This is a genomic window from Coleofasciculus sp. H7-2, from assembly GCF_042747725.1.
Lineage (GTDB): Bacteria > Cyanobacteriota > Cyanobacteriia > Cyanobacteriales > FACHB-T130 > FACHB-T130.
The window spans coordinates 52602-65245 of record NZ_JBHZGO010000002.1; the positions used below are offsets into that span (position 1 = coordinate 52602).

Genomic DNA, 12644 nt, shown 5'->3' on the forward strand with positions numbered 1-12644 from the left:
CATCAGCCATCAGTCATCGGTCATTAGTAATTAGCAAGTGACGAATGACTAAGGACTAACGGCAACTTTCTCTGCGTCTAGCTTTTCTTGTGGCTGCTTGGGAATTGCCCCAAAATGTTCGATCAGCAAGTCTCGCACTACTGACTTGAGATCCTCGCAGGGAACCTTTTTCATAATCTCTTTGCCAAGGTGTGCATCTTTCCCTACCTTGCCACCCATCCAAATATCGACCGCTTCTACGGTTTGACCATCTTTGCGCGTCTTCGTACCGATGAAGCCAATATCTGCAACTTGCGGTTGACCGCAGGAATTTGGGCAACCTGTCCAGTGAATCCGAACCGGATGCGGTTGAATTAACTCTTCCTCCAGTTCCTGAATTAAGGCAAGCGCCCGGTTTTTCGTTTCGATGATCGCAAAGCCGCAGAACTCGCTACCCGTACAAGAAACTAGCCCCCGGTTCAAGATTTCTGGATCGATAGACAACCGTTCTTGAAGCAGTGGTTCTTCTAAGAAGGGACGTAAGCGCGTGTCGGGGATATTGGGAATAATCAAATTTTGTTCGACAGTCAGACGAATCTCCCCGCTGCCATAAACTTCCGCCATTCGGGCAAGTTCACACATTTCATGGGCATACAAGCGACCGACAGGGACGTGCAAACCGACGTAGTTCAGTCCCGATTGCTTTTGGGGATAAACGCCAATATGGTCGCGCTTGTCCCAGTCAATTTCATCTTTTTCAGCCGCCGATTCCAGCGAATGCCCTAGTTGTTTTTCGACCTCCGCCCGAAACTTTTCAATGCCCCAACCCTCAATCAGGTACATGATCCGGCACTTTAGCCGATTCTCGCGGGGACCGTTATCCCGGAAAACCTCCAGCATTGCCTTACTCAAAGGGACAACCTCTTCAGGAGGAACCCAAACATCAAGGGGAATGGCTTCTACATATTGATTGGGTGCAAAGTAGCCGCCGACGATGACATTAAATCCAATGGTATGGTTTTTGTAAGCGGGGATAAAGCCAAGGTCGTTGATTTCGGCATGAACGGAGTTGTCCCGACCCCCAGCAACGGCAATGTTAAATTTTCGGGGTAGGTTGCTGAGTTCGAGATTGCCCTCACCGTTATTGGTAATCATGTCCTGAAGGTTGCGGACGATCCCCCGCGTATCAATCAATTCAGCCGCATCAATGCCTGCAACTGGCGAACCCGTGATGTTCCGAACGTTGTCCATTCCCGATTGAATGCAAGTCAGACCGGCTTTTAACAAACGGTTGAATATCTCTGGGATATCCTCAATCCGAATCCCCCGCAATTGGAAATTTTGCCGGGTGGTAATGTCGGCGTTTCCTTGGTTTTGAAATCCCGAACCCGTGCAGTAGCGTTGCACGATTTCAGCTAGTACTTGCATTTGAGTGCTGGTCAAAATGCCGTTGGGTATCCGCATTCGCATCATAAACTTGCCGGGTGTCACCGTGCGATGGAAAAAACCCAACCACTTCAGCCCTTGGTTCCGTTCAAACTCGTCCATCGCCTCCCAGCCAATTTGTGCAAAATGCTCCAGTTCTTGCTTCAGCAATAGGGGATGTTTTGCAGCTTTGGCTTTTTCAATCTTGTTTAGTTTGTCCGTAGGCTTGGTTGCCTTTATTGCTTCTGTAGGCGTGGTTACGTTAGTCACGGCTTTTCCTCCTTGCGTACCTGTATCTGGCGCAATTGCACGTGTAACCGCACAGCTATTGCTCTGGCTGTTAAATACTGCTTTTTCTGCTAAGTTAGGCGCTTTTTTAAATTGAAACGGTAGACTTTGTTACAGAAGCTGCCTATTGCCAATAAAACCTTTCTTTTGAAATATTTAGAATTCTAAAAGTCTATGTTTATGGTTACTTGCCAAACAGGATTTTAATGGGCGCTGAAGATTAACTTTCAACTCACACTTGCTTATAACTTATATTTCCCAGGTTGTCGTTTTCCTAGTTGGTATTCTTAGAAATGGCTGTAAGCTTTAGCGTGTAAGATTTATGAAGGGATTTATCTACAAGCAAATCCCTTGAAATAGCTGATTGACTGAGAAATCTCGGATCTGTAGGCTCTCTTTGAGGCAACGTTACCCAGCACTGGTGAAGTTTGTTGGGTTTCGCTATCGCTCTACCCAACCTACGATTTTTATTCATGTTTCAGGAGTTTTTTCCGTCAATCAGGTTGAAATACTCATCATTTGGAACCTCACCCCCAGACCCTCTGGGCCAGCTCTAGGGGTTTGCCTGAGACGGGATGAGGTTCTCCTAGAATACTGAAGTAATTAGTAGGATTTCTATAAGTAAGTTAATCACAAATTTGTTGAAAAAACTGCCGTATTTGATACATTTTTAAACTTTTTAATCGGTTTGTCTGGTTGAAGATTCTTGAGTGCTGCCTTATCGGGTCAGAATTCTCAGAATCGTCGATCTAGCGCAGGCATTAAGAATTTTTAAATTCTCAGTCATTCTTGGGGATATATAGCAGTCTTGGTTAATTTGGGGGAAACGAACCGCCAAGGACGCCAAGAGCGCAGAGAGAGTAAGAGAAGAGAGAATTTTATAGGGGAAACCTATACTGCGTCAAGTTCGTAAATCGCCACTGGCTCTTCTTTGCCTTTAACCCGAACAAACTTATCGACTAAGCGCAGGGGGAAAGTGTCGGGGTGGCGCAGCGCTTCGACGATTGGCTTGGTGACGAGGATGGTGCTGTCGTAGTTTTTGGTGAGGCTCTCGACACGAGCTGCTACGTTTACGGCATCCCCAATGACTGTAGACTCCATGCGGGAGCTAAATCCAACGGTACCCATGACTACCTCGCCTCGATGGATGCCGATGCCGATGTCGATGATTGGCAAACCTTGGTGCGATCGCTCTTCATTAAGTACTTTAAGTCGCTGTCGCATTGCTAATGCCGCGTGCAATGCATTGTCTGTCGCCTCATCGTCGAAGAGCGCCATAATCGCGTCGCCGATATACTTGTCAATGAAGCCGCCGGACTTGTCAATCACTTGTCCCATGCAGGCGAGGTAGTCATTCAAAAATGAAAAGGTTTCTAAAGGCGTCATTTGTTCTGACATTGCCGTGTAGCCACGAATATCGGCAAATAGGATTGTAATAATGCGCGTCGAGGCAAAGCCGACTTGGATGTTCTCGATGCCGTCGGGTGCAATCACTAGGAGAAATTTCTCTGGCACGAATCGATGAAATGACTCGATGGTTTTTTGTAGCCGATTAAATAAACTTTGTAGCGCTGCCGACATATCATTGAAAGCGATCGCTAAAGCGCCAATTTCATCTTTGCGGTAAATTTCAGCCCGATGGTGTAAATCGCCAGCGGCAATTTTGGCAGCACTCAATTGTAACCGCCGCACGGGACTACTTAGCTCCCTCGCCAACAGGTAGGAACCGAAAAGACCGAAGGAGAGGGCAAAAACACCCACCAAAAGCGCTTTTTCTACAGCGATCGCTACCGCTTGATTCACCTGCCGCAGTGACATTCCTATCCGCAACGTCCCGATTTTTTGCCCGGAAGAGTTGCGAATTGCGGCAGCAACTTCGATGGCAGTTTCCCCCCGACGTGCCCGCACCTTGCGGTTGAAGGTAATGTCGCGCAGCAGGAATGTCTCGACAACGCGGGTATCTTCATACACTGCCAGCGCCGAGTTTGTTACTGGCACAGGCACAATATCGGGAATATACTGTTCCTGAAGTGCGCTTTCGCTGGCGGCGACGATTTGATTTGACAAGCGCACATCGGAGATCAGAATGTACATAAAGTCTGGGTTGCGCTTCAGTAGCAGATTGAAACCGAGCCGAATCTGACCCCAATTTTGGTCTTCAAGTTCGTTCGTCCAGGTATTGGATAAGGCGATCGCTAGCTGCTGGATTTCACGCCGCTTATGATCGCGGTAGAGTTGTCTCTCGTTCTTCGCCCACAGCCACAACACAGAACCGACAATCGCCACAATCAAGAGTGTCGTGGCGGTCATAATTCGTGTGTGAATTGAGCGGAACGCGGCAACTTTCATAATGGCTAATTGGTAATGGGTACTTAGTAATTGGTAAAAAGTTTTAAGTTTTAAATTTTTAGTTTTGAATGAAAAAATTTTCTTTTAACAGGACTTACGCTGCATAGCACCACATCTATGAGGGCAACCACAGGGGGATTGAACCCGAAAAAACGCTATATGTATAAGCTTTGCGTAAGTCCTGTTTTAACTCAAAACTCAAAACTCTCATTAGCCATACTTCTATTATTTGCTAACCTCAAGTTGTTCTACAAAAGTCAGCCAGCGCTGATTCTCGTACCTAGCTTGACAATTGCTGGGGAAAGCTAGCGTCACCGGACCACCCATTTTGGCAGGAATCGGGTCGCGTTCGTTACCCCAGTGCGTGGCCAACAAAATATCGCAGTCTCGCACTTCGTTGGCTGTCAAACGAATTGGATTCAGGGCATTGCGGGAGACGGGCGCTTTTCCCCGAATGACAACCATACCGTTTTCTGGTAGTGTGACACCGGCAGCTGCCAGAACGTCCCGCACGCGCACACCCGCGAGCTTGACTTTGCCAATAGGCCAGCCAATCGGGTAGCCAACAGCTTCTTCGATGGTGACTTGTGGCAGTTGGCTGATGGTTTTGGCATCAAGCGGGGTTTCGCCAACGCGCAGTCGCACTGCCTCTGTACCGACGATCAGGTTGGTCACGTAAAATGCCCAAAAACGGTCGGGATATTTTTGCTCAAGCTGCGGGTACTCGGTGTAGGGAAATACTAGGGAAAGCGGGCCGCCTTCGCTGCGGGAAATGGGCATCCCATTGCGCTCTAAAGCAATGATAATCGGGTACGCACGCAAATCTGCAATGCTGACGGTGGCTCGGTAGGCATCGAAGGATACAAGCGTCACTTCCGTACTATCAGTGATGCCGAACTTGTCGAGCAGTTTAGAGACAGCAACACCACGGAAGTCAAAAATCCGATCGGGGTTGTTGCTTGTATTATGGGGCGATCGCGTCCGTATATGGGTGGTGGCGATCGCGTCTAGTTCTTGCATGGTCAATCGCACGGATTTTCCCGCCGTCGTTTTCCCCTGAATTTCTAGATTCCACTGTTGCCGCTGTCGATTGTTTGTATGAGCGGCAACCATTGCGGCGTTTTTTTGCATCGCCTCATTTCTCCACTCCTCCATCTGGGCATTGGTTGGTTTCTGATTTTGACATCCGCTCATGAAGGCAAGCAGGAAGAGGCAGCAGGTAAGAGGGATTGGGGAAGATATCATTTCATTTTTATAACCTTAAACCTTGGTGCTGCATCCTTCCACAAGTCCCTGTTGCTGCGATTAATCAGGAAAATACGTCGGTTCATTCCCCGGCTTCCACTTAATGTTGCAGCCGATGCTAGGCTTCTGGTCTGAGGGGATTGATTGACCTGCTAACACTGCATCCATCGCGGCTCGTAAATCCTTGCCGTTGACTGGTCGATCGTTACCGGGGCGACTGTCATCTAATTGACCGCGATAAACCAAACTTTGGTTGGCATCAAATAGGAAAAAGTCTGGCGTACAAGCAGCGGTATAAGCTTTAGCAGTTTCTTGAGTTTCGTCGTAGCACAAAGGAAAGGTGAATCCCAGCTGATTCGCCATTGCTTTGAGTGAGTTGGGGGCGTCATCTGGATAGTTGCTGGCATCGTTGGCGCTAATTGCCACAATTCCCATCTCTTGTCCTACATAATCCTTGCCAAGCTGCACGAGTTCTCCCTGGATGTGTTTCACAAAGGGGCAATGCTTGCAGATGAACATGACCAGCAATGCCTGCTTATCGGCAAACGTGGCAAGGGAAATGGTTTGACCAGATACCACATCCGGCAACTGGAAATCTGGGGCTGTAGTTCCCAGAGCCAACATGGTTGAGGCGGTTCGCGCCATTGTATGCACTCCTTACGTTTTGGTAGACTGTGCTCCCACTTATATTGCTCTACCACTGAAAAAAAAACCAGCGCCAGTAGCGATCGCTCTTGATATAGTACAATTGTACTAATTGCGTTCCGCATCCCAGTCGTTAGGTAGCCATCCAGCCATCGACATGACAAAACTGCAAGCCAGCCTCAAAGTAGTCCAGACAAAACGCGGCGAACTAAACCGCCAAGCTGTAAGGTGTGATGCCAACAAGCGCCTTCTGCGACCTCTAAAGACAGCCGACTCAGGCAGGTTAATTCCGTCACTACGGGTTAAGACCTACCAGGAACTGCTACAGGAACATCTGAATGAAAAATTAAAACACCTAGAGGCGCAAGCAACCCAAATCAATCGGCTTTCAGCGGAGCTAGAGGCAGCAATACAGGAACTCAAGGCAATCTCAGCTCAAGTCAATACAGACTTGAAATCCCTTCGGGGCAATGCTGACATTTGCGAGTATAAAGTAACGAGTGTACCCTACGTAGGACAAAAGCTCGATGGATCGTTAGTGCTGACGGCTCGATCTATCGATCTATACAAAGCTGAACGGGAAGCCGCGTCGCTGGCACAGAAACTGCGGCGACGAACCCGAAAAAAACGCAGCTGAGAGCTTTAAGTGTCTATTAAAGCAAATATACGCCCCAGGATCAGAGCCTGGGGCTACTATCAATGGCTATTGCTGCGAGCGATCGCGATAAACTACGCGCAAGTAACTGAAATTTAGGAAATGGTGTCGAAACTACTACAAATTTCTTGGGTTTGGTGCTATTATTAAATAATCGAAATCTGTGCCAAATAAATATTTAATGATAGTTCTTCCTCGTCAAACTCATCATATCATAAAAAACTGAGTGAAGTCTAGGGTTGAAAACAAAAAATTTCCCCTTATCCCTAAAAGAGGAACTGAGTTTATATTCTATTGATCAGCACTTAGGCAGAAATCAACAAAGGCACAGGTAAAAGAGGAGTAATGGGTAATTGTTCAGGGTTTAAGGGAAACTAGGTATTAGCAATTAACCCTTAGCAGTATGTTTAGGAATGTGGATTAAATAAAATCCAGAATTATTATATAGCAACCGCCAAGGCGGTTAGGACACTGTGCGAAGCACATCTTCAATGGCATCTCGTAGACAATCAAACTGCTCCAGTTTTTTGCGGATGCGACTTTTTAACCAAGACCAACATTGCTCAATTTTGTTAAGGTCTGGTGAATAAGGGGGTAAATATAGCAGTTTACAGCCGGCATTCGAGTGGCAGTTCCGAGATGCGCCCACCTCTGTGGAAAGTGGCATTATCCATCACCACAACCTGTCCAATTGTGAGTGAGGGAAGCAAACAATTTTCCAACCAGGTTTCAAATACTGTTCGATTACACGCCCCTTCAATAGTGAAGGGAGCTATCAAATTTTGGTTGCACAAGGCGGCAATCATATTTATCCGCCCTTCACGCCTCGATGTAGGGGCATGGAAGCGTTGCCCTTGATCATTTCAACCATAATCATACTGATCTCGACTATCCATCCCCCGACTCCGGAGAGGTAAACAATCTTCTCAGGAGCTAGTGTGGATAACTGCGTTAAAAATGCCTGTCGTTTTTCTTCATCCCGTAAGCCTCCTTCTGCAAATCGGGCGATCGCCAAAGTCAAGACTCAGCATCCCCAGGAAACTGGAAGCGATCGCAGTCGGAGGTATTCTGGCACCCGATCAGGTAATCTCTCTGGATATAAAGTTGTTATAACGTTCTCATCTTGAGAGAAGTTCCCAGGATGAGCATAACGACTAAGATAAGCGGCGGCAAATAGCCTCGACCACTCCACTAGGGTCTCTCAACCGTCCGCTTCATCGACTTGTTAGCTGGCGGTTGTGTGCTGTTGCAACCACTCTGTAAATGCTTCGCGCCCTAACTCACCCGATGCGATCGCCAACACCACACGCTCTTGCTCATCCACAGAGGCATTAATTTCCATTCCATTCAGGACAAGAAAAGTCTCTGCCGCAGCATGACCTGTACGCTTGTTCCCATCCACAAACGGATGATTCATGATGATGGAAAACCCTATTACTGCTGCCTTTTCAAGCAAATCTGCGTACAATTCTTCCCCACCAAAGGTCATTCGAGGTTGCGAGATCGCTGACTCCAACAAACCCACATCTCGGATACCTAATGCTCCACCAGATTGCTCAATGACTCTACGATGCAGTTCTAACACCTCGATTAACGTCAAAAAGCGCATTATGCTAAGCGTCGGTACAGTTCAGTGTTCTTCGTCAGCACCTGATTAGCTGCATCAACAAATTCGCTCTTTTGAGAATTGAGCCAATCCTCTAAGCTAGCCTTTAATAGAACTTCAAGCACAATTCCATGCACTCTTGCCAAATCTTGTAGTTTTTGAAATTGGCTATCTGAAAGGTCAATCATAATAGAAGCCATAGCGATCTCACTCCTAGTAGTTTTGAGTAAAGTTTAACATTTACAATGGACTGAAAGTTCTTTGTATACTCCCAACCCGGAAGCAAAAACAGCTAATAGTCAAAGTTAAATTGAGTTTTGGTCAGCATTCTACCAGGAAACGAGCAATGAGGAAAATTCATTGCTCGTCGCACTGGCAGCATCTAATTGCTCAAGCTATTAAAAGAGCTTTACGCTTGGTGTGCCGTTTGAGAACGGCTCCATCAAATGCCTGTCATCCCGAACAACGTTGTGGGTGAGTAATATAAGTTAGGCTAGCTTTTGGGATGGTGCGTTACGCTATCGCTCTCCTCACCCTACGCGATATGCGATCGCACTGCAATTAGGGATTAGGGCGTAAGAATCGTAGCGATGCCTGTTGTAAGTTAATGACGATCGATTGCCCAGACGATGGGACAAAAGCTCTAAGATCTTGGCAAGTGACCCAACGCCCTGCACCCGTCGGCGTGTTGTCAGCTACAAGACAGACCCGATACGTCTTTCCTGCTCTGATTCTATCGGTCACGATTCTCCTAAACTCTCTCTCGCGAGTCACGTTTGAATTGAGAACGTTGATGTTTGCACACATTCCAGTTCGTTGATCTGCATTGACTACCTGGATCAGAGCAGATATTCAGATAGAGAGCGCCAAAGTCAAGACACAGTATCCCCAGGAAACTGGAAGACTGGAAGTGATTACAGCCGGAGGTATTCTGGCACCCGATCAGGTAATCTCCCTGGATACAAACCAGTTATAACTTTCTCATCCTGAGAGGACTTTTCAGGATAAGCATAACGTCCCCAATCACCCGCCACAGACAACCTCGAATTTCAACCGATAACCTCTCGGCGGTCGGTGTGCATTGGGGTTGTTATGCAATGCTATCATCGCCTGCAACTGCGATATCGAAGTGCAGCACTTCTTCACGAACTCCCAGCTTCGTGTAGAGCGCAATCGCTGGCTCATCTCCGATGTCTGCCTGCACGAATATGACATAGGATGAACGTGCCGCTGCAATCTTCTTGAGTTCTTGAATCAACGCTGTCGCGATGCCTTCGCGCCGATGCGCTTGTGCAACAGCCAGATCATAAATATAGATTTCACTGCGCTCCTGCTCAAACTTCTGGAGTTCGTACGCAGCGATTCCACCCACTACCGAGCCATTCTTCATCGCTATAAGCGCAATGAAGTAATCGCTGCTGAGCAACCGCTGAAGATAGGCATTACTTGGACGAGACGCTGTATAGGTTTCTACATCGTCGAACGCCTTGCCGAAGGTCGTCATCATGGATTCCATCAGCGCTAAGTCTTCAGACTTAAGCAAGCGAATACTAAATGGGCGTGAAAATGACATAGCTTAGTCTGAATGCAAATCTAGTATGGAAGTGTGCAATCTACGATGGATAACGACACAGTTGAGCGGCGACGAAGAGATTTGAAACGAAGCGCAAAAACTCCGTTTGCCGCTCCAACGCCGTGTTAGCTGGCTGGCATTAGACGCAATCTGAATTGAGCAATTGCATAAAGATGGCTCCCAGTTGGCGGCGATAGCTAGTCTAGTGCAAAAGCTCATTACCCCTGGCTAGACAGTGCTTTGCGGAAAACGATCTTGTCTGCACCTTCCGCGTAGAACTCGCGTATACGCGCTTCCTTTTCGTAACCGTTTTTGTGATAGAACGCTTGTGCATACTCAAAATCTGGCGTGCCCAGCGTCTCAACCAATAAGAGCCTTGCACCTCGGTCTGCCAAAGTCTGCTCTACAAAGCGTAGCAGTTTCGCACCGCGTCCTTGCCTTTGATGGGTTGGGTGGACGGCAATCAGTTGCAGGTTCCAGGTTCCGTTCGTCATGCGTTCCGGTTCGCAGTAGGCTAATGCCACAAGTCCGTCATCATCGTCTGTAAGCCAGAATGGATGGATGTCTCCATCTTTGCTTAACGAAGCGGTCAACATCTGACGCAACTCCTCTAGTTCGTCTAACGAAAAGAGTTCCATAGAGCCAGCTAAGGCAATCAGCGCCTCTGCATCATCGGGCAGGATTGGTCGGATCATCGCGAACTCCAGCAGTGTAAAGGAGAAAAATTACAACAGTTGTTATGTTACGGTAAAAACATAACAACTGTTATGATAAATGTCAAGATGATTGTTTGATATCGCTGCAAACTAGGGACGCGCTATGAATTTTGACGATCGCCGCATTGAAGTCGCTAATGCGGCATGGCGGGTAATTATTCGGGAAGGATTGGATCGCACTAGTATGCGAGCGATCGCGCAGGAGCTTGGCTCCTCAACTGGAGTTGTGACCCATTACTTTCGAGATAAAGAAGCCCTGATCTTATTTGCCCTAGAACGAGTGTTTGAAAACGTTCTAGACGAAATGAAAGGCTGTACTCAGAAGGAGCAAGGCATTGACAGGCTAGAAGCAATGCTTTTTACAGCCCTCCCTCTGGAGAACCGCGACAAAGACGATTGGAAGGTTTGGGTGGCGTTTTTGGGCTATTCGATCGGGCGCGAGCATTTAGTTCAGAAACATCGAAAACGTTATGACTGTTTACGACAAATGCTTACTCAAGCGTTAGCTGACTTACAAACCGCTAATCTGCTGCGAGCCGATCTTGATCTAACCCTCGAAGCCAATGCACTTGTCGCGCTAGTGGATGGTATTGGCACTGGGATTGTCATCTGTCCTGAACAATTCTCGGCAGAGCAACAGCAATACCTTGTGCGGCGACATATCAATATCTTACTGGCATCATCCTGAACACTGACGATAAGTTTTAAACTAGTGCCACCACATGTCAACGAAGCTAGCTAACTTGTTATTAGACAGATTTTTCCCTCAGATCCACCCCAAAACAGGTGGATAGGCAGATTTTTTCTTGCGATCCTCCTAAATCAGGTGGATCTGAGGAAAGTTTCTTCATAATACGCCGATCTGGGTGGATCTGAGGAAACTTTCCTCATATCTTCAGATGTGTACGGATAAAACAACGAGTATCATCAAGCACATATTTAGTATTGTGCCTGGATGGTGACGGAACCTCGCCCGAAAAAGCTCTTAGACCAACTGCGTGACGTGATTCGGCTTAAGCATTATGCCTACCGGACGGAAGAAACCTACGTGCAGTGGGTAAAACGATATATCCTCTTTCATGAAAAGCGTCATCCGCGTGAGATGGGACGAGCAGAGATTGAGGCATTTCTGACCGACCTGGCAGTCCAACAGCAGGTTGCTGCTTCCACTCAGAATCAAGCTCTCAACGCCATTCTGTTTCTCTACCGAGAAGTGTTGAACTTAGAGGTGGCTGAGGTCAATGCGATTCGGGCAAAACGCACTCAATATCTCCCCACAGTTCTGACCCCACAAGAGGCAAGGGCAGTCATTCAAAACATCGGCGGCGTTCAGCAGTTGGTGGTGAAATTGCTTTATGGCGGTGGATTACGGTTGTGTGAAGGGCTACGTTTGCGGGTTAAGGATGTCGATTTTGCTCAACATCAGATTCTGGTGCGAGATGGCAAGGGCAGTAAAAGCCGTGTCACGATGCTACCTATCAGCGTGAGTGAGGAACTGCGCGATCATCTCGTTAGGGTCAAGCGGCAACATCAGCAAGACTTAGGGCGAGGCTTTGGAGCCGTGCCGTTGCCCTATGCCTTAGATCGCAAGTATCCGAATGCAAATCGAGACTGGGTATGGCAGTTTGTGTTCCCCTCTAGCCAGATCGCCAAAGATCCGCGTGGTGATTTGATGTGTCGGCATCACCTACATGAGAGCAGTGTGCAAAAAGCAGTCAAGCAAGCAGTGCGGGGCACAAAGGGCGTTGCTGAATTAGGGTATGATGCGAGCGAGAATGCGAGAGGGGAGCCGAAAATGATTTCTTTGATTTTGATAGGGAATTGGAACATCTCCAAATCTGAGATAATGAATTAGTAATCGAATTGAATGTCGTAGCATTTGTTCAGACTTAGAATAACAAAGAGTTTTTCGTTTGAGCCGAGCCAAATAATGTCTAAGTCTTGTATTTTCACCCTCAACTCTTGTCATATAGGTTTTGCTAATAATTTGATCGACCTCCGGAATAAAATTCGGGTAAACTTTCCACCCATCTGTCACATAAAAATAGCATTTCCATTTACTAACAAGACCCCATAGTGGTTCAAAAGTTTTGGCGCTATGGTCGCCTAAAACCCATCCTAAAATACCTGGTTTAAAGTGGTCTACTGCTGTCCATAGCCAGG

14 protein-coding genes and 1 pseudogene are annotated in these 12644 nt (G+C 47.3%); 5 read left to right on the top strand and 10 right to left on the bottom strand.

The window, feature by feature from the left end; genetic code table 11:
• Positions 1-48 precede the first annotated feature (48 nt).
• From ACFW2W_RS00570 to ACFW2W_RS00585, 4 genes are all read right to left on the bottom strand, one after another.
• Positions 49-1674, bottom strand: a complete 1626-nt coding sequence (locus ACFW2W_RS00570) for a ferredoxin--nitrite reductase (protein WP_378171919.1) — start codon at positions 1672-1674, stop codon at positions 49-51.
• Positions 1675-2583: 909 nt separating this feature from the next.
• The gene (locus ACFW2W_RS00575) at positions 2584-4002 is read right to left on the bottom strand and encodes an adenylate/guanylate cyclase domain-containing protein (protein ID WP_378171921.1); all 1419 of its coding nucleotides are present in this window, start codon (positions 4000-4002) and stop codon (positions 2584-2586) included.
• A gap of 264 nt (positions 4003-4266) precedes the next feature.
• Entirely contained in the window at positions 4267-5235 is a 969-nt protein-coding gene (locus ACFW2W_RS00580) for a molybdopterin-dependent oxidoreductase (RefSeq protein ID WP_378171923.1), read from the bottom strand.
• A 111-nt stretch (positions 5236-5346) separates the two neighbouring features.
• Positions 5347-5931, bottom strand: a complete 585-nt coding sequence (locus tag ACFW2W_RS00585) for a thioredoxin family protein (protein WP_378171925.1) — start codon at positions 5929-5931, stop codon at positions 5347-5349.
• A 157-nt stretch (positions 5932-6088) separates the two neighbouring features.
• On the opposite strand from ACFW2W_RS00585, the gene ACFW2W_RS00590 reads away from it, so the two are divergent.
• Positions 6089-6568, top strand: coding sequence for a hypothetical protein (locus ACFW2W_RS00590; protein WP_378171927.1), 480 nt, complete (start codon positions 6089-6091; stop codon positions 6566-6568).
• A 481-nt stretch (positions 6569-7049) separates the two neighbouring features.
• On the opposite strand, the pseudogene ACFW2W_RS00595 reads toward ACFW2W_RS00590, so the two are convergent.
• Positions 7050-7568: pseudogene (locus ACFW2W_RS00595) on the bottom strand (IS630 family transposase); the annotation flags it as partial.
• Between ACFW2W_RS00595 and ACFW2W_RS00600 the strand changes: the two are divergent.
• On the top strand, positions 7544-7699 hold the full coding sequence (locus ACFW2W_RS00600; RefSeq protein WP_378171948.1) for a hypothetical protein: 156 nt from the start codon (positions 7544-7546) through the stop codon (positions 7697-7699). The pseudogene ACFW2W_RS00595 and the gene ACFW2W_RS00600 sit on opposite strands and share 25 nt — an antisense overlap.
• A 112-nt stretch (positions 7700-7811) precedes the next feature.
• On the opposite strand, the gene ACFW2W_RS00605 is transcribed toward ACFW2W_RS00600, so the two are convergent.
• Both ACFW2W_RS00605 and ACFW2W_RS00610 read right to left on the bottom strand, forming a co-directional pair.
• Positions 7812-8198: a type II toxin-antitoxin system death-on-curing family toxin gene (locus ACFW2W_RS00605; RefSeq protein WP_378171946.1), complete on the bottom strand. Its 387-nt coding sequence runs from the start codon at positions 8196-8198 to the stop codon at positions 7812-7814.
• Entirely contained in the window at positions 8195-8392 is a 198-nt protein-coding gene (locus ACFW2W_RS00610) for a DNA-binding protein (protein WP_378171929.1), read from the bottom strand. Before ACFW2W_RS00610 ends, ACFW2W_RS00605 begins: the two co-directional genes overlap by 4 nt.
• Positions 8393-9018: 626 nt before the next feature.
• Between ACFW2W_RS00610 and ACFW2W_RS00615 the strand changes: the two genes are divergently transcribed.
• Positions 9019-9168, top strand: a complete 150-nt coding sequence (locus ACFW2W_RS00615; RefSeq protein WP_378171930.1) for a hypothetical protein — start codon at positions 9019-9021, stop codon at positions 9166-9168.
• A 114-nt stretch (positions 9169-9282) separates the two neighbouring features.
• On the opposite strand, the gene ACFW2W_RS00620 is transcribed toward ACFW2W_RS00615, so the two are convergent.
• Complete coding sequence (locus ACFW2W_RS00620; RefSeq protein ID WP_378171932.1) at positions 9283-9765, bottom strand: AAC(3)-I family aminoglycoside N-acetyltransferase; 483 nt, start codon at positions 9763-9765, stop codon at positions 9283-9285.
• Positions 9766-9983: 218 nt separating this feature from the next.
• The gene (locus tag ACFW2W_RS00625; protein ID WP_378171934.1) at positions 9984-10460 is read right to left on the bottom strand and encodes a GNAT family N-acetyltransferase; all 477 of its coding nucleotides are present in this window, start codon (positions 10458-10460) and stop codon (positions 9984-9986) included.
• A gap of 124 nt (positions 10461-10584) precedes the next feature.
• Between ACFW2W_RS00625 and ACFW2W_RS00630 the strand changes: the two genes are divergently transcribed.
• Both ACFW2W_RS00630 and ACFW2W_RS00635 read left to right on the top strand, forming a co-directional pair.
• Positions 10585-11169, top strand: a complete 585-nt coding sequence (locus ACFW2W_RS00630; protein WP_378171936.1) for a TetR/AcrR family transcriptional regulator — start codon at positions 10585-10587, stop codon at positions 11167-11169.
• 267 nt (positions 11170-11436) lie between these two features.
• The gene (locus tag ACFW2W_RS00635) at positions 11437-12336 is read left to right on the top strand and encodes an integron integrase (RefSeq protein ID WP_378171938.1); all 900 of its coding nucleotides are present in this window, start codon (positions 11437-11439) and stop codon (positions 12334-12336) included.
• Here ACFW2W_RS00635 and ACFW2W_RS00640 read toward each other — a convergent pair.
• The coding region (locus ACFW2W_RS00640) for an IS1 family transposase (protein WP_378171940.1) at positions 12235-12644 on the bottom strand (410 nt) is incomplete at its 5' end. The genes ACFW2W_RS00635 and ACFW2W_RS00640 overlap by 102 nt on opposite strands.